This is a genomic window from Monashia sp. NPDC004114, from assembly GCF_053603855.1.
Genome location: NZ_JBSGGK010000001.1, coordinates 421314 through 437448, shown reverse-complemented (window position 1 = coordinate 437448; position 16135 = coordinate 421314). Strand labels below are relative to the sequence as shown.

The window sequence follows — 16135 nt, the reverse complement described above, 5'->3', positions numbered from 1 at the left end:
TTCGGTCGTCGGGTCAGATCGGGCAGGCTCACGCGGCGCCCTCTCAACCGCTCGGGGCGGACAACGACCTGCTCCTGCCGAGGATGCTCTCGGATCCACGGAGCTCAGAAGATCCTCGGGAAGGAAGCACCCGCCGCCCGAGCGAGGCAAGCCCCGTTCGGCGGCCTTCGACAACCGACGTCGCGCCCTCGAGTGCGACCACCCCGCAGGAGCATGCCGCACCGCTGGGCTGGCCGCGCCGACAAGTGCTCAAACTCCTCCGATCACCTTCTTACGGGTCAACTCGCACCTATTTCCACAGACTACTGTGAGCGACGACATCGGCGCGTCAGCGCACATCACTCAGGACTGACCGCCACTCGGTGTGGAAGTGGCTTCGGAGTCCGACTTCATCGACGAGCTGTGCGAGGTTGCGCCAGAACTGGAGTCGCATTTCAAGCGGTTGAATGTCGTGCTGTCGCCCGAGACGTTGTTCGACCTCGCGCACGCCTCCGGGGCGTTTAATTCCTCTCGTGTGTCGGTCTCCGTAGGGATGGTCTGTCTCTGGCAGGAGTCGGCCGATCGGGATCACACGTACTGTCTCGGTTGCGGACATCATCGCCGGCGGCAGCGAGAAGTAGCACCCAAGTCGAACGGCCTCCTCGGTCAACTCGGGGGACCCGGTCCACCAATGGAGAATCACGCCCTGTACGGGCGTACGGTGAAGCTCGCGCAGTACCCGCAGTTGCGCTCCCGCGCTATGGATGCTGACGATTCGAGGATGCCGCTGAAGTGCTTCGAGGATCAAGCGGAAAGTGTTGATCTGAGCCGACACTGGTACACGACTCGAGCCATCGAGTCCGACCTCCCCCACGAGTAGTGACTGTTCGATGCCGCGTTCGAACTCTCCGGCGTCGAAAGCCTTGTTGACTCCGACGAGTCCCGGATGGACACCAATGCCCCAGACCACTCGGGCGTCGCGGCGCGTCCTGGTGTCGGCATACTCGGCCGGTGATCGTGTCATGGCGAAAATGAAGGCACCCAACGCATTGACGTCACGCGCGTCGATGTCCGTGGAGATATGGGAATGAGTATCGAGCGGCGGGGTGGTCTTCACAGGGCTAGGCCTCGGAGCTCGTCTCGCCCTCGTCGACACAGGTCACTCACCTCTGTCAGGGGAATGGTGGACGGGATCTGCGACCGTGCGAGGTCGATGTCGCCGAAGGGCTCCCGTAGGAAGTCGCGCATCGCTGGAACGACAGTCTTGTCTGCAACCCAAGCCTTCTGTTTCGGCCCCTTCGGTGTCAGGTATCTGGTGCCGTCGCTTAGGCCCGCCGCCACGAAGGACGCCTGCCGCAGTACACAGCCAAAGCAGACGCCGCACGCGACAGTGGGCGAGATCCCATACGACCGCGCGCCCGTGTGGGAGCACGATGTGGTTGCGCTGAGGTACTTGCTTGCCTCGCCGGTGCCGTGGGCGTCGCGGATTCGCGCGAACATCTCACCCTTCGTCAGGTTCGCGTACGGGTTGAGTAGTTCGTGATGCGCACCCACTCGTTGAAGGATGCGGACGAGGTCGGCGAGGAACTTGGGGTGGGTTGTCTTGGTGGACAGACTCCCGCGACGACTGCGTGAGAGCGGCGGGTTGATGGAGGCATAGCCGTTCTCGGGGACCCAGAGAGGGACCTTGTTCACAGACGCCACGGCTAGGCCAAGCGCGATGAAGAGAAGGGAACGCGATCTGGTCGAGTTCTCAAGACCGTACCTCGCCCCCGATGGCGACTTTCTTCCCCGGGCGTGATGGATCTTGATGTGGTCGGCCAGCGCGCCTGGCACTAGTCGCTCGATCTCGGCGGCGAGGGCCGTCTGTATCTTGGGAAGGTTCTTGGACGACCAGTGTGAAACGAGGACATGCTTATCTCCCCGGGGGGACAATTCATGCGCCGACATGAGTGCCCCTACCGCGGAGTCGGCCCCGCCGCTGAGGAGGACTACTCGTTTGGTGTCGATGCCTGCCGCTCGGATCTGTTCGGGGGCTCCAACTTCCCGCCGAAACCCTAGTTGCCAGATGTCTCCGGTGAGAAACCCGAGCAGATCTTGGAGGTCGTATCTGACCACGTTCCACGGGCCAACTGCAAGCACATCGACCGTCAGTTTGATCTCTCGCTGGTTCCACTTTGATAGGCGACCAGATCGACTGGCTGAGCGGTCGGCGGCCAGTACTGCGGACGCAATTCGTACGAGGTCGATATTTCTATTATTGACGGCACCAAGTTTACCGAGCAGGGGCCCGACATTGGTCCCGAAGTACGGGCTGGTGGTCTGATTGTGCCAGTAGAAGGTGGTGTTGGCGTCCGGCGGGAGCGGGTTGGGCGGCGCAAGGACTGAGAAGTTGAAGTCAAACATTTCTAGGAGTCTCCTGCATGGATGCGGCGAAGAAACCGCAAACCTTTTTCTATCGCTTTGTCAATGGCGGCCTTGGTGGCTCCCGACCTGGCAAGATTCGCCTTGGCGGCAAGATGGTGGCTGGTCTCGTAGACCTCGTCGATGAAGCGCTCGCGGCTTGCCGCGTCTGTTGACGCATACTCGCCCGCCTCAGTAAGAAAGACCTCGGCGATGATGAGCCCGATGGCATGCTCCGCTGTGGCCGCCGCGTCAGGAACTGTGTCATTCATCCGATCGTCGAGCATCCAGTCAAGGAGGCGCCCCGCGATGTCGCGCTGCTCCTCGGCCGGGATGTCGCTGCCCGTCTGGTCCTCGCAGACCACATCAAGGATGGCTCGAACCATCTCTGGCCGGCTCGGCAGCGCGGCTAGCTTGTCGAAGTCGAGCCCAGCCTTCTCGAGTGTCTCGCGGTCACCCTCACGAAAGGCACGGGCGAGGTTTGCGGCACGGCTTGCGGTCGACGCATAGGCTCGGGCATCGCGCCGTGGCGCGCTCTGCTTCTTGGATCCGGTTGCACCGGCAGCGCTCCCTACGGACCCACCACCACCAACTCCGCCGCCCCCTCCAGATGGGCGCCGGGGGAACACCGGAATTTTAAGCGCCTGCGCGACCACATTCTCCGGGACCGGGGATGCGGCGCCGTCAGTTTGAGACTGACTCCACTCGTCAACGCCCTCTCTGAGCACACGCGAAACCTTGCTCGCCGAGCCCTCATACGACGAGCTGGTCCCCATGGCTACACGTCCTCCTTGGCGAGGGTGATGGCCTCCTGGAGGTCCTTGCGGCCACTGGCTTCAGCCATACCAGCCAACTGGTCAACGATCTCTTTGGGGTCGTTCGCTCGCAGCTCGGTCAGGCCACCAACTCTGAGGTCGCCTGGACTCATTCGTCGCAGCGCTGCAACAACCGCCTGGGCTGACGACGCGTGCACCCGCGCGATGCGGAGCATGGCAACTATGCCCGCTGTCTGCCGCTGAGGTTCATCGACAATGACTCCGCCAATATGCTGGACAAGACGCAGAATCTCAGATGCCTGCAAGCTTCGAAGCATATCCTCGGTCACGCGACGAGCCTCAGACGGTGAGCGAGAGAGCAGCTGGGTCGCCATGTCGCGGATGGACTCCGGTAGTCCCACGGATGTAATGAAGAGATTCTTGAAACTTGCCGCAAATACCAGGTATGGGGCCACGTCCTTTTTGGCCAGCTGCGGAGACAGGCGAGCCCAACGCAGGAGGCCCTCTGTGAATTTGACCTTAGGTTCAAGCTCCTTGGTGTCGGTCTTCGCCGCTACCTTCTTTGCACTGGCCTTCGGAGACGGGACGCCGCCTTCATCAATAGGTTGCTCGGTCGCGGCGGCCCCGCTGTCAGCGCTGTCGCCCGCATTTGGTGTTCCTGCTTGAGCCTCCAGCGCTTCCAGATTTTGGCGCAGCGTTTGCTCTCGCAGCCAGTCGGTAACGGTCTTGAAGTCATCTGGGAAGTACTGCTCTAAAACCATGAGCTTGGCGATGGTAGCGGCATCAAGCGGGATACCTCGCTTGGCAGCGATAGTCAGGCGAACCGAGAGGTCATTGAGAAAGCGCTTGATGCGCCGCGGGTTGCCACGAGTCTTCTCGTGGACGATTGGTCGGATTCGGGCAGCGTTGTTTCGATAGTCCGCAAACTCGCTCCGCTGCAGCGATGTGACTGTGTCGAGAGCCTCAGCAGCGCGCCGAGCCTTGGCCACGTCTGCGACGATCGCGTTGTATTCTTCCGGCGGAAGGAGCCGCCGAACCTGTAGGAGGACGAGGTAAGCCTCCGTGTCGAAGTCGCTTAGGGCAGGGACCGGAACGGACGTCTGAACGATCTTGTGCAGGTACAGCTGGGCGGGCGATTCCTCACCTGGGGATCCTTCGGTCGAAGGGAAGCGAGTCGCAATTGCATCGGCTACGCGCGCTTCGTCCGCGGCAATAACGAATGACATCTTGGGCACGGACAAGAACAGTCGTATGGTTTCGAGTGTTTCCACGACCGTCTCCGGGAGACAACGGTCTAGGTCATCGACGAGGACCACCACGTTCTTGATCTCCTTCAAGCCGTCCGATTTCAGCAAGGCGCGAAACTCTTCGCGAAACTTCACCATGTCCGTGATCGGTTCGGGCTTGTCGTCGTCCTCGCTGGGCTTGACCAGGTCAAGCACGCCGTCGATCGATGGGAGCGACACGGTTATGGCAGAATTCACTGCAAGCTTCATCGCCTTCGTCCAATCGACGCGTCGCAGCATCCTACGCACCAGATGCTTGGACTGTTGGCCTAGCCCCTCATCCGGCAGGGCGCTGTCAATTGCAACGAGGATCTCCCCGATCAGGGACTCCTTAATGCCGAGCTGTGGATCGTAACGCCAAGGATCGGTCTCAATTACGAGACAAGTCTGCTTCTCGCGTTCCTCCGAGCGCAACTGTGAGGCGATGATTCGAAGAACCGAGGTCTTGCCGCTTCCCCAACTACCGGAGAGACCAAGCGCAATCGTCTCGAGTCCCGGATCAAGGACCGCTTCAACTACAGTGGACGCGACGGCATCAAAGGAAAGGAGGTCTACATCACTTGGCTCATCTAGTAAGATCGGATAGTTCTCGCCATCACCTTGGGCGATCGTCGGCATTTCTGTCATGGTATCTCAATTGTTTCAATATTCAAGGCTCTAAACCAATTCTCACGTCAGCTTGTCGTTATTGATCAATGCGTGCGTCTCCCGAATGCCGCCGACCCGGAAACTCCGCTTGATTTTCACGGCTACTACCAACCACGTCGCGGGTGGAAGCCTGCACAACTCATTGAGCGCCGCTGGCCATTACCGCGACACGACCGAGCCTGCCTCAGCAGGCGGGCCGCGCACGTCGCGACACTCCGACGGCACGTTCAAACATAGGTGCGGCGTCCGCCACAGATCGCAATGTCACGCACGCGCACGCAGAGACTCGCGGTGGCTAGCAACATCACCGTCCACGTGGTCATGAAGCCGCCTCCCGATCGGTCCCGTCATCCGTGCGAGCACCGACGGGCTGACCTTAGCTGCGCGAGCTTGATCGCAGGATCATTCTGGGCGAAAAGGGCGTCGTGGGTGGGACGCCGGTCCGCGGCTCCGCGCCCTTTCGAAGCAGGGTGCATGGAGCCGCCGGAGCGTTCGTCCTTGGGGTGACGGTTCTCAGTCCGGCGGCCGAGTCTCCGCGTTGGCCGCGACCCCGTGGCCGGAAAGAAACCGTGGTCTGTCAAGCAGGGTGAGGGCGGCGATCTCACGCGCGCCTTCCTTCTGATGAGGAGGGCGGCGAAGCCCGGATAGGAGTGACGGGATGGGCCAAACGCCAGTCACCCGGAAGCGCTGAGGCGAATGTCCGGTGGGGCGCCCAGGCCGGCCAGGACATCCACCTCCGCCGTCATGGCGGCGCTGAGCTTCAGCAGCAGGTCGCCGATCTCGCCGTCCGTCCAGCGGTGCCCGGAGATCACGTCCATCACGTCGAACAGGTTGCGCGACAGCGAGTCCCGGGTCGTCTGGTAGTCCTCCAACGCATCGCGTTCGTTGGCGCCGTCGAGTGCTGCGACGATCGCGCGGGCGAGCAGCTCGGCGTCTCGCAGCGCATCGGTGATCCCGTGGGCGCTGAGTGGGTCCTTGAAGTAGCCGGCGTCGCCGACCAGGGCCCACCCAGGCCCCCAGGAACGGCGGACGAACCCGCGCAGGCCGGTGAAGGTCCGCGTCGACGGAGGTGGTGCCGCCGCGAGGCGGGCACCGAGATCAGGGTCCACGGCGCTCAGCAGCTCCACGATGGTGCGGGCCCCGCCGCGGCCGATCCGCCGTGGGGTCGCGCTCGCGAAGACGCAGGCCATCCCGCCGTTGGTCGGGATGACGCCGGAGGAGGCGTTCGGACGGAAGTTCCACTCGTATCCGTCCACCTGCACGTCGGGCCAGTAGCCGTACGTGGTCGAGCCGACGCCCGAGCCGACCCGATCGAAGGGGGCGCCGACCCGGTCGGCGATCGTCGACCGGACCCCGTCGGCCCCCACCACAATCCTCGCCTCCGCCCGAAAAGCCTGACCACCGCGCCGACGACCGACCAGCCCCCTCACCGCACCGGTGCGATCGCGAACCACATCGGCAACCCCGACCCCGAACTGAGCATCGGCACCAGCGGCGACGGCGGCATCCACCAGGATCGGGTCGAGCACGGTCCGGCGGGGGGCGTACAGGGCGCTCACCCCGTGCGTCGCCTTGATCGGGACACGGATGACGCGGCCGTCGTATCGGAAGGTGGCCTGTCGCACCGGCGGCGTGCTCGCGCCGATCACTCGCTCGAGCAGTCCCCATCGGCACAGCTGAAGCACCCCGCCACGCATGAGCGCGTGCGTGGACAGCGTGTCGGTGCCATAGGCGGCGCGGTCCACGAGCAGCACCTTCAGGCCGGCGCGGGCCAGCAGGAGGGCGGTGGAGGCGCCAGCGGCGCGGGCGCCGACCACGGCCACGTCGTACGTCATCCGGCGTCAACCTCGATCGACACCGGGACGCCGTTGGTCAGCAGGTCGTACACCGCTGAGCGGCGGCGCGACTGCTCGACGACCGCACGGAGCTTGTCCGGGTCGTCGCCCCGCAGCGCGAAGTGGACCGAGACCTGCTTGAAGCCGTTGCGCGCCTCGTCGGAGAGGCCGAGGATGCCGCGCAGGTCGATGTCGCCCGTGACCCGGGTGGTCACCTGGTCGAGGTTCACACCGCGTGCCGCGGCGATGTTGGCCAAGCCCGAAGCAAGGCATGCCGCCAGGGCGTGGAGGACGTATTCGACCGGCGTCGGGCCGTTGTCGTTGCCGACGAGCACAGCCGGATGGTCGGCGTCGTACGTCCACGTCGCCGCGTGCGTCATCTCCTGCTTGCAGCCATGGAAGTCGTGGATCGTCGACCTGTTGTGCGTTCCGCTCACCCACTCGTTCGTCACGCGGAACTGGAACTCGGCGAGGTCCGGGTCGCCCTTGACCGCGTCGAGCGTGGCGAACAGCGCGGGCGTGTCCACGCCGTTGCGCACCGGGTTGTCCCTCGTCGTCATCGAAGTGGTGCTCATGGTGTGCTCCTGTCGGTGATGTGGCCCGCCCCTCCGCGGCCGGGCCCGTGACATCGAGAGTCGCCGTGCACCACGCGCCGGCACATCAGTGCTCACTACCGATGTGCACTACCTACGCGCTTCGTACCCCTCCAGCTAGGGGCACACTGGGAGCCATGGGGGGCACGGGTGCCACGGGTGCGGCCTGGACCACGGTGACCGCGCGGGAGGGGGAGGTGCTCGCGCTGGTCGGCCGGCATATGACGAACGCCGAGATCGCGACGGAGCTCGTCATCTCGGTGCGCACGGTCGAGGCGCACGTCGCGGCGCTCCTGCGCAAGACCGAGCTGCCCGACCGGCGTGCCTTGGCCCGGCACGCCGCGTCGCATCGGCCCGGAGGTGGCGGGCTACCGGTGCCGGTGACGTCGTTCGTGGGGAGGTTGGACGAGCGTGCCGCCCTGGCGCAGACGCTCGGCGAGCATCGCCTGGTCACGGCCATCGGCGCCGGAGGGATCGGCAAGAGCCGACTGGCCCTCAGCGTCGCCACCGACCTCGCCTCGGAGCGCCGTGACGGCGCCTGGTTCGTCGACCTCGTGCGGGTCACCGATCCGGACGGGGTGGTCGGCGCCGTAGCGGATGCCGTGGGCACGTCACAGCAGTGGGCATCGAAGCCGGAGGCGGCCTTGGTCGCCGCGATGGCTCGCCGCGACGGGGTTCTGGTGCTGGACAACTGCGAGCACCTGCTCGACGGCGTCCGGGACTGCGTCGAGCTGATCGTCAACGGGTGTCCCGAGGTGACGGTGCTGGCGACGAGCCGGATCCGGCTGCTGGTGCCCTACGAGAGCCTGTACGCCGTCCCTGGGCTCGCGGTCGATGATGCGGTCGAGCTGTTCCGGGCCCGCGTCGGCGAGGCCACGGGCGAGGTCGTCACCGATATCGCTCGAGTCGCTGCGCTGTGCCAGATGCTGGACGGCGTGGCGCTGGGGATCGAGCTGGCCGCATCGCGATACCCGGCCCTCGGCCTCGACGGGCTGGAGGCCGGACTCCGCGAGCCGCTGCGCATTCTCACCGTCGGCGGCCACACCGCGGGACGGCACCGCTCGCTGCGTGACACCATCAGCTGGAGCATCGATCTGCTCGACTCCGCCGACCGGGCGTTGCTACGCCGGGTTGCCGTCTTCGCGTCGTGGTTCGACGTCGATGCCGCGTATGCCGTGGCGGCACCGTCGAAGAGTCGGGCCGCGGCCGCCGACGGTCTTGCACGTCTGGTGGATCACAGCCTCCTGCTCGTCGATCGCAGGGTGGAGACTCGATACCGCGCCCTGGAGACGATCCGGCAGTACGGCCAGGAGCAGCTCGACGCAACAGGTGAGCGCCACGAGATCGAGCTGCGCCACGAGGCGTTCTGCCGCGCCAGGCTCGTCGAGATCGCGACGGCGGAGCCCGACGATGCGTGGTGCGTGAGGCTCGACCGGGTTGTCGATGACGCCAGGGCCGCGCTGCTGCGTTGTGCCACGCGGCATGGCCACCCTGCCCAGGCCGCTGAGCTGGCCGCTCGGCTGGCTGAGCAGCTGTGGCTCCGCGGCCGTGTCATCGAAGCCCAGCGCTTGTTCGAGCAGGCCGCCGAGTGGGACCCGGCACCGGAACAACGGATAGCGCACCTGCGGAACGCCGCTGGAGCAGCGGGCACGGGGTATGCAGGAAACGACATGGTGCGGCTGCTCCGTCGAGCCGCGGACCTCGCGCTGTCGCTGGGCGACACCCCGGGCGCCGCTCGCGACCTCGCATGGATGTCGCTGATGGTGGTTCGAGCGCCGGGCATCATGTCGGAGCGCCCTACGCCCGACGAGGGTGCGGCTCTCATCGCGGAGGCCACCGCATACTCGGACGGATCAGACGCCGTCGAGGCGGTCGTGGCGGTGGCACAGGCTTTCGCCGACTACGTCGACCTCACCGTGACCCGGGCGGAGCAGGTGGTCGAGCTGGCAGGTCGAGTGGGTGACCCGGTCCTCGAGGACGCTGCGCTGGACCTGTTGACCGCATTGCACCTTCGGTTCAACGACCTCCCGTCCGCGGTCGAGACGGTGGGCCGTCGGGACGCGCTGGTGGGGTCGATGCCCATGGTGCCGCGCGCGGGGTTCGAGCACAGCGATCACCTCCAGTACGGGTCCGAGGTCCTGCTCGCGGCCGGTGACCTGACCGGTGCAGTGGAGTACGCCGACCGCCTCGCTCACCTGCCGTTCCACCGCGACGGGGACTTTCTCGGCATTGCCCGCCGGCTCAAGGTCAAGGCCCTTGCCGGTCGGTTCGACGACGTCCTCCGCGACGCAGCCGGCTTCCGGTCGAGCTGGGACCGCGATGGCCGTCCGGTCGTGCCGAACGTCGCAAGCTGCGCCCACGCGGTGGCCATGGTGCACGGAATCCTCGGTGACGACGCACGCCGCGCCGACTGGGTGCGGGTCACCGACGACCTGATCGGCGGGCAACCCGCCATCGACCGATTCGCCTGGGAGACGACCTTCGACGCCATGGTGGATCTTCATCGGGGAGATGAGGCGAGCGCCTTGCGCCGGCTGGCGGTCGACATCGACGACGGGGTGACCTGGTGGCACGGCGGTCAGACGCTGTTCCGACCCTGGTATGCCGCTGTCTGGGCAGAGGCGGCCGTGCTTGCGCGCTGGGACGATGCAGCGGACCGAGTCGGACGCGCCCGCCGGGCCACGCAGGGCAACCCGATCACCGCTGCCATGGTGGATCGCGCCGCAGCGATCGCCGCAGGGGACCGCGCGGGGGTCCTCGAGCTCACCGAGACGTTCGCGGCGCTCGGATGTCCCTATCAGGCCGAGCGGACCCGCGTCCTCGCCGAGGGAGACCCGATGGGGTCGCGGCGATGAACAGCTCGCAGCTCTCGCGGCAGACGCACGGATCTCTCGCGACGCATGGCTGCGGCGCTCAGCTGCCGGGCGACGCTCGCCGACTGACCAGGCCCGACTCGTAGGCCAGGACGACGAGCTGGGTGCGGTCGCGGGCATCCAGCTTCATCAGGAGCCGGCTGACATGGGTCTTCACGGTCGCCGCGGAGACGAACAGTGCCTCCCCGATCTCCCGGTTCGAGAGCCCCCGCGCAACCAGACCGAGGACCTCTCGCTCACGGTCGGTCAAGGCTCCCAGTGACTGCGGCACGGCGCTGGGGACGCCCGGCTCCGGCGTCCCTCGTCTGACGAACTCCTCGATGAGCTGCCGGGTCGCGGTCGGTCCGAGCAGGGAGTCTCCTCGCGCAATGACACGTATGCCGTCGAGCAGGCCCGCGGGTGGCGTGTCCTTGACGAGGAACCCGCTCGCCCCGGCGCGCAGCGCCGCGAAGACATACTCGTCGAGGTCGAATGTGGTGAGCACGAGCACCTTTGTCGCGCAGTCGAGCTCGCTGATCTTGCGGGTCGCGGCCAGGCCGTCCATGACAGGCATCCGGATGTCCATGAGCACCACGTCCGGCGCGAGCGACTCCACGAGGTCGAGCGCCTCAGCACCGTCGGCCGCTTCGCCGACCACCTCGAGGTCGGGTGCCGAGTTGACGAGCAGCACGAACGCGCCGCGCACGAGCGCCTGGTCGTCCGCGACCACGACCCGGATGGGCTCTGCCGCGGTCATCGCGGTGCCGGGACTCGAGGAAGGACTGCTCGCACCCGGAACCCACCGCCCGCGAGCGGCCCCGCCTCGAACGTGCCGCCGTAGAGCGCGATGCGCTCTCGCATCCCGGCCAGCCCGTGCCCGCCGGACCCGACGGGAGCATCGCGACGCTCAGCCGACGTGCGTCCCTCGTCGGTCACCTCGATCGTCACGCAGTCGTCCGTCATCCCCAGGCGCACGTGCGCGACGGGCCCGCCGTGCCTGAGCACATTCGTCAGCGACTCCTGCACGACGCGGTATGCCGTCAGGTCGAGGGAGGCGGGCAACCTCACGTCGGCGGGCCGGTCGAGCAGCACGCCGAGTCCCGACCGTCGCACCTCGGCCGCGAGGTCGTCGAGGTCGGCGAGCCCGTATGCCGGCCGCACGTCGGCGGGTTCCGTCCCGTCCCGCAGCACGCCGAGCATCCGCCGCATCTCCGTCAGCGCATCGCGGGACGTCGACTCGATGACATCGAGCGCGGCGCGAGCGCTGGCGACGTCAGTGTCGATGACGTGCGCGCCGACGCCCGCCTGCACGGCGATGAGTGACATCGAGTGTGCGACGACGTCGTGCAGCTCCCGGGCGATCCGGAGCCTCTCGGCGGCGACTGCAGCCCGTTCGCGTTCGGCGCGTTCGCGTTCGACGAGCAGGGCCCGCTCCTCGAGCGCTGCCCACCGCAGCCGCCGCTGCCTGAGGTTGTGGGCCGCCAGCCACGCCACCAGAGCTGCCAGGAGCGTCGCGGCCCAGTCGCTCGGACCCGCCACTCCTGGCGGCTGCAGCGCCAGCGCGGCGACGAGTGCGACGAGGGTGGCGACGAGCGAGATGACCGACTCTCGGCGGCGACCATCGTGCAGGGTGATGCCGAACAGCACGGTGAAGACGCCGAGCGCTGGGTAGGGCGCGAAGTGCGCTGCCGACCAAGCGAGGACCGAGGCCAGGGCCACGGCCAGGGCCGCGGACGGATACCGGCGGTGGACGGCATACGGGGCACTGAGCCCTATCGCGAGCAACCAGGCGACCCCGTCGGCGGGGCGCTGCCCCGGCATGACATGTCCCGGGAACGACAGGACGAGCAGAGCCAGGAGCACGGCCGCGACGACCGCGTCGAAGACGCGCGGGTCCATGCGCGGCATCTGCCACCAGCGTCTGGCCATGCGTCCACGGTAGGCGCGCTGCTGAGGGCGCGGATCGGCTTTCGGGTGTACGTCCAGAGGCGTATGCCGGGGGGCGCGCCGGTCCCCTCGTCGGCCGTCGGAGGGAGCCGGAGAACCGCCCTCTGGGCCGACGACGACGACCCGGCTCGGGGCGGACCGTGGTGGACGACCCCGAAAGGGGAGCACCCGACAACCTCAGGAGCCGCCATGTCCACACTGTCCTTCCACGAGCTGACGAAGCGCTACGGCGCCGTCACCGCCGTCGACGGGTTCACCGCCGTGGCGATGCCCGGCCGGGTCACCGCCTTCGTGGGGCCCAACGGCGCCGGCAAGACCACGAGCCTGAAGATCCTGCTCGGCCTCGCCGAGCCGACGAGCGGCACCGCCACCATCGGCGGCGTCGCGTACCGCGACCTGCAGTACCCGGCCCGCGTCGTCGGGGCCGTCCTCGACCAGGGATTCCACCCCAACCGGTCCGCCCGCAACCACCTGCGGATCGCCGCGCGCCAGGCCGGCGTCGACCCTGGCCGCGCCGACGAGCTGCTCCAGCGCTTCGGCCTCGGGGGAGCCGCCCGACGGCGCGTCGGCGGCTACTCCCTCGGCATGCGGCAGCGTCTGGCGCTGGCATCGGCCCTGGTCGGAGACCCATCGGTTCTCGTGATGGACGAGCCGCTCAACGGGCTCGACCCGGACGGCATCCGGGAGATGCGTCGGTTCCTGCGTGGCTTCGCCGACCGCGGCGGCACCGTACTGCTCTCCAGCCACTTGCTCAGCGAGGTCGAGGCCGTCGCCGACGACCTCATCGTGATCAGCACCGGCCGGCTCGCTGCCGCCGGGCAGCTCGCGGACCTCGTCGCCGACAGCGACCTCGAGTCGCTCTTCCAGAGCGTCACCCACCCCACCCACGCCACCACTGCCGAGGAGTCCTGGTCATGACCCGTCTCATCGTTCTCGAGCTGCACAAGCTCCGGACCACGCCCGCCGCGTGGGTCAGCCTCGCCGTCACGGTGGTGCTCGGAGCGGTGTCGGTCGCCTCCAACGCGCTGGTCCCCAACCCGGGCGGCCCGCCGTTCGGCTCGACCGACCAGGTCAACCACGCGCTGTCCGTGGCGGCACTGACCTCGATGGTCATGCTCGCCATCGGCATCATCATGATGGCGGGGGAGTACCGCACCCGGACCATCGTCTCGACCTACCTCGCCACCCCCCGCCGTGGCAGGGTGCTCGCAGCCAAGCTCGTCACCGCCGCCGGGCTGGGTGCCATCCTCGGCGCGACGGTCTTCGGCATGGCGCTGCTCGAGGCACACATCGTGTACGGCACCCGCGGCGTCGAGTCGCTGCCGGTCGACGTGACCCAGCTGTGGGTCGGGGCCACAGTGTCTTCGGCCTTGTGGGGGATGCTCGGCGTCGCCGTCGGCGCGATCACCCGCAACACGGTCGCCGCCATCCTGGGCACCCTCGCGTGGGCCCTCTTGGTGGAGACCGGAATCCTCGCGACCGTCGCTCCCGACATCGCCAAGTGGATGCCCGCCGGTGCGGCGCTGGCCCTCACCAGCGTCGGTAGCGCCGGCTCGGCACTGCTCTCGCCCGTGGCGTCAGCGGCAGTCCTGACCGGGTGGGCCATCGCGTTGTCAGCCGTCGCCGCGCGGTTCACCCTGAGTCGCGAATCCCACTGAGAGACAAGCCGAAGGGCCGCCCGATCCGAGATCGGGCGGCCCTTCCCTGCCTCGCCCTAGCCGCCAGCGACGAGCTCGTCGAGCCGCGTCTCGAGCCGACTGGCGAGCCCCGCTGGATCGGGCAGTGCGTCGGGGTCGGCCACGACGGTGACACCCAGGCTCCCGGCATATGACAGCACGTCGAACGTCACCGAGGTGTTGCCCGGCGTCACCGCCACCGGCACGACCCGGCTCACCTCGCAGCCGCCGAAGGCGAGTGGCCGCGACGGCCCGCGCACGTTGGTGACGAAGGTGTGCACCAGTCGCTGGTGGTCGATGAAGAGCCGGAAGGCACCGACCCGCGCGAGAGCACGGAAAGCCACGCCGAGGGGGCCGGCGGAGGCCGCCCGTGGCCGCCCACGCTGGGCGCGCGACTGCGCGGCCACCGAGCGCAGCCGCTCCTGCGCGCTCGACCCGGCGCCCGGGATGCGGAACGGGACGACGCCGGCGCGGTTGCCGAGCTGTTCCGGACCCGCCTCGGCGCGGGACGAGTACGGCACCGACACGACCAGCGACTCGACCCGCTCGCCCCGGCTCTCGAGGACGTCCGTCATCGCGCTCACCACCGCGGCCAGGACGACGTCGTTGACGGTGCAGCCGTGCCGGTGCGCCGCCGACACGGCAGCCTCGAGCGGGAGCTCGACCAGGCCCAGGCGCCGGCGCGGGCCGGTCGGGCGGTTGAGGGACGTGTGCGACACCAGCCGAGGACGTTGGCGCCCGATCCCGAGGGCCCGGAGGCCGGCTCCCGAGAGTCGAGCCCTGGCCCCCGCATGACGGAGGCCGTCCAGGCGAGCCTGCCAGGCGTCGGTCGCGAGCTCGGCCACCGTCGGCGATGTATGCCGCGCGCCCGGATGAGCTGGACGCGGCGCGGGGTGCGCCTGGCCGGCGCCCACCGTGCGTCCGGCGACGGCCGCGTGGTCGGGGACGGCCGGCTGGGCGATGGCCGGCCGGTCGGCGAGCGCTGCGAGGACGGCCAGGCCACCTATGCCGTCGGCCACGACGTGGTGGGCCACGATGACCAAGGCCGCCCGGCCGTCGCCGATCCCGTTGACCCAGTGGGCAGTCCACAGCGGACGGCCTCGCTGGAGGGGGGTGCAGGCCCGCAGTGCGGCATACTCCCAGAGGCCGTGTTCGCCGCCCTCGCCGTCGACCCTCGCGAAGTGCAGATGGCGCTCGATCTCGAACCGGTCGTCGTCCACCCAGTAGGGACGGCCGCAGCCCGGCGGAGCGTGCCGCAGGCACTGACGCAGGCGGGGGACCGAGCCCACCCGCTCTCCGAGGAGCCTCGTGACCTCCTGGTGCGCCAGCTCCTCGCCGCCGTCCACGACGAGGACGGCGGCGACGTTCATCGGCGCCGGGCCCCGGTCTGTGACCAGTGCCGTGAGGTCGTTGGGGCTGAGCCGATCGATCGGCCCACCGACCCGTGCGGCGGCCCGACCCGCGCGGTGGGGAGTCGATGTGTCCACACCCCGACCGTAGGTCCGCGCCGGCCGTCCGCCATCGGTTTGGCCGACGATCCGGGACCCGGCGCCGTGTCTCCGGTTGCGTCAGGAGACGCGGGGGTTCTCGACGGTTCCGGCCAGGGCGGCGTCGAGCGACTCCTGGTTGCTGAAGAACATCGGCCGACCCGCTCCGGCGAGGACGAGGTCGCGCAGGCTGCCCAGGATGTACTGCCCCCAAGCGGTGTTGCACACGTCGTAGCACTCGACATCGCTGGTCAGCCCGACATGGGTGAAGGTCAGCCTCGTGCGACCGGCCGGCCCGTCGGGCTGGGTGATCTCGAACCGCACCGTCGTGCCGGTCCACTCGTGCTTGTCCTCGGGGAAGGACAGGTAGCTGTCGACGCAGAGCCACTCGACGAGCTCGCCCGGGATGAGCTCGGTCGTGCGGAACTTCGTGTAGTGGATGTCGGGCACGAGGTAGACCCACTCGGCGCCGATGGTGTGGGTGTCGCCGACCAGGCTGCCCCACCAGGCGCGGACGTCGGTGATAGCGGCGAAGACCTGGTGAGGCGTCTGCTCGACGGTGAACGTGTGCGTGAGGTTGCTGCTCATGGGTGGTTGCCCTCCGGTGCGCTGGGGATGCGTACTTGCTTGATGCAAGTGACCTTAGATCGCAG

The 16135-nt window shown here is 67.9% G+C and carries 13 protein-coding genes; 3 read left to right on the top strand and 10 right to left on the bottom strand.

Translation table 11 applies throughout. The features are described from left to right. Window positions 1–328 precede the first annotated feature (328 nt). The 6 genes from ACWEOW_RS01885 to ACWEOW_RS01860 form a co-directional block, all read right to left on the bottom strand. On the bottom strand, window positions 329–1096 hold the full coding sequence (locus ACWEOW_RS01885) for a TatD family hydrolase (protein ID WP_452267445.1): 768 nt from the start codon (window positions 1094–1096) through the stop codon (window positions 329–331). After that, window positions 1093–2385, bottom strand: a complete 1293-nt coding sequence (locus ACWEOW_RS01880; protein ID WP_452267444.1) for a hypothetical protein — start codon at window positions 2383–2385, stop codon at window positions 1093–1095. The genes ACWEOW_RS01885 and ACWEOW_RS01880 overlap by 4 nt, the downstream gene beginning before the upstream one ends. Before the next feature lie 2 nt (window positions 2386–2387). Beyond that, a complete protein-coding gene (locus ACWEOW_RS01875) occupies window positions 2388–3158 on the bottom strand; it encodes a hypothetical protein (RefSeq protein WP_452267443.1) in 771 nt (256 codons plus the stop codon). A gap of 2 nt (window positions 3159–3160) precedes the next feature. Continuing rightward, window positions 3161–5062: a KAP family P-loop NTPase fold protein gene (locus tag ACWEOW_RS01870; protein WP_452267442.1), complete on the bottom strand. Its 1902-nt coding sequence runs from the start codon at window positions 5060–5062 to the stop codon at window positions 3161–3163. A 704-nt stretch (window positions 5063–5766) separates the two neighbouring features. Further along, window positions 5767–6927, bottom strand: coding sequence for an NAD(P)/FAD-dependent oxidoreductase (locus ACWEOW_RS01865; RefSeq protein WP_452267441.1), 1161 nt, complete (start codon window positions 6925–6927; stop codon window positions 5767–5769). Next, window positions 6924–7502: an OsmC family protein gene (locus tag ACWEOW_RS01860; RefSeq protein WP_452267440.1), complete on the bottom strand. Its 579-nt coding sequence runs from the start codon at window positions 7500–7502 to the stop codon at window positions 6924–6926. Before ACWEOW_RS01860 ends, ACWEOW_RS01865 begins: the two co-directional genes overlap by 4 nt. Window positions 7503–7657: 155 nt before the next feature. Between ACWEOW_RS01860 and ACWEOW_RS01855 the strand changes: the two genes are divergently transcribed. Beyond that, window positions 7658–10375 carry an ATP-binding protein gene (locus tag ACWEOW_RS01855; protein WP_452267439.1) on the top strand — a complete coding sequence of 906 codons (2718 nt, stop codon included), beginning with the start codon at window positions 7658–7660 and terminating at the stop codon, window positions 10373–10375. Window positions 10376–10433: 58 nt separating this feature from the next. Here ACWEOW_RS01855 and ACWEOW_RS01850 read toward each other — a convergent pair whose 3' ends face one another. Together ACWEOW_RS01850 and ACWEOW_RS01845 are read right to left on the bottom strand one after the other, a co-directional pair. Further along, a complete protein-coding gene (locus tag ACWEOW_RS01850) occupies window positions 10434–11129 on the bottom strand; it encodes a response regulator (protein WP_452267438.1) in 696 nt (231 codons plus the stop codon). Continuing rightward, window positions 11126–12301, bottom strand: a complete 1176-nt coding sequence (locus tag ACWEOW_RS01845; protein WP_452267437.1) for a sensor histidine kinase — start codon at window positions 12299–12301, stop codon at window positions 11126–11128. The genes ACWEOW_RS01850 and ACWEOW_RS01845 overlap by 4 nt, the downstream gene beginning before the upstream one ends. A 207-nt stretch (window positions 12302–12508) precedes the next feature. Here ACWEOW_RS01845 and ACWEOW_RS01840 point away from each other — a divergent pair, with 207 nt between their 5' ends. Together ACWEOW_RS01840 and ACWEOW_RS01835 are read left to right on the top strand one after the other, a co-directional pair. Continuing rightward, a complete protein-coding gene (locus ACWEOW_RS01840; RefSeq protein WP_452267436.1) occupies window positions 12509–13237 on the top strand; it encodes an ABC transporter ATP-binding protein in 729 nt (242 codons plus the stop codon). Further along, entirely contained in the window at window positions 13234–13977 is a 744-nt protein-coding gene (locus ACWEOW_RS01835) for an ABC transporter permease (RefSeq protein ID WP_452267435.1), read from the top strand. Before ACWEOW_RS01840 ends, ACWEOW_RS01835 begins: the two co-directional genes overlap by 4 nt. A 56-nt stretch (window positions 13978–14033) precedes the next feature. On the opposite strand, the gene ACWEOW_RS01830 is transcribed toward ACWEOW_RS01835, so the two are convergent. Next, window positions 14034–15482 (bottom strand): wax ester/triacylglycerol synthase domain-containing protein, encoded by a 1449-nt coding sequence (locus ACWEOW_RS01830; protein ID WP_452267434.1) that lies wholly within the window; start codon window positions 15480–15482, stop codon window positions 14034–14036. Window positions 15483–15563: 81 nt separating this feature from the next. Further along, window positions 15564–16070 (bottom strand): SRPBCC family protein, encoded by a 507-nt coding sequence (locus ACWEOW_RS01825; protein WP_452267433.1) that lies wholly within the window; start codon window positions 16068–16070, stop codon window positions 15564–15566. Window positions 16071–16135 lie beyond the last annotated feature (65 nt).

Bases quoted from the DNA above. Each gene is read 5' to 3' on its own strand.
- ACWEOW_RS01860 (WP_452267440.1), bottom strand. From the start codon at position 7,502: ATGAGCACCACTTCGATGACGACGAGGGACAACCCGGTGCGCAACGGC.
- ACWEOW_RS01840 (WP_452267436.1), top strand. From the start codon at position 12,509: ATGTCCACACTGTCCTTCCACGAGCTGACGAAGCGCTACGGCGCCGTC.
- ACWEOW_RS01835 (WP_452267435.1), top strand. From the start codon at position 13,234: ATGACCCGTCTCATCGTTCTCGAGCTGCACAAGCTCCGGACCACGCCC.
- ACWEOW_RS01855 (WP_452267439.1), top strand. From the start codon at position 7,658: ATGGGGGGCACGGGTGCCACGGGTGCGGCCTGGACCACGGTGACCGCG.
- ACWEOW_RS01875 (WP_452267443.1), bottom strand. From the start codon at position 3,158: ATGGGGACCAGCTCGTCGTATGAGGGCTCGGCGAGCAAGGTTTCGCGT.
- ACWEOW_RS01865 (WP_452267441.1), bottom strand. From the start codon at position 6,927: ATGACGTACGACGTGGCCGTGGTCGGCGCCCGCGCCGCTGGCGCCTCC.
- ACWEOW_RS01870 (WP_452267442.1), bottom strand. From the start codon at position 5,062: ATGCCGACGATCGCCCAAGGTGATGGCGAGAACTATCCGATCTTACTA.
- ACWEOW_RS01880 (WP_452267444.1), bottom strand. From the start codon at position 2,385: ATGTTTGACTTCAACTTCTCAGTCCTTGCGCCGCCCAACCCGCTCCCG.
- ACWEOW_RS01845 (WP_452267437.1), bottom strand. From the start codon at position 12,301: ATGGCCAGACGCTGGTGGCAGATGCCGCGCATGGACCCGCGCGTCTTC.
- ACWEOW_RS01825 (WP_452267433.1), bottom strand. From the start codon at position 16,070: ATGAGCAGCAACCTCACGCACACGTTCACCGTCGAGCAGACGCCTCAC.
- ACWEOW_RS01850 (WP_452267438.1), bottom strand. From the start codon at position 11,129: ATGACCGCGGCAGAGCCCATCCGGGTCGTGGTCGCGGACGACCAGGCG.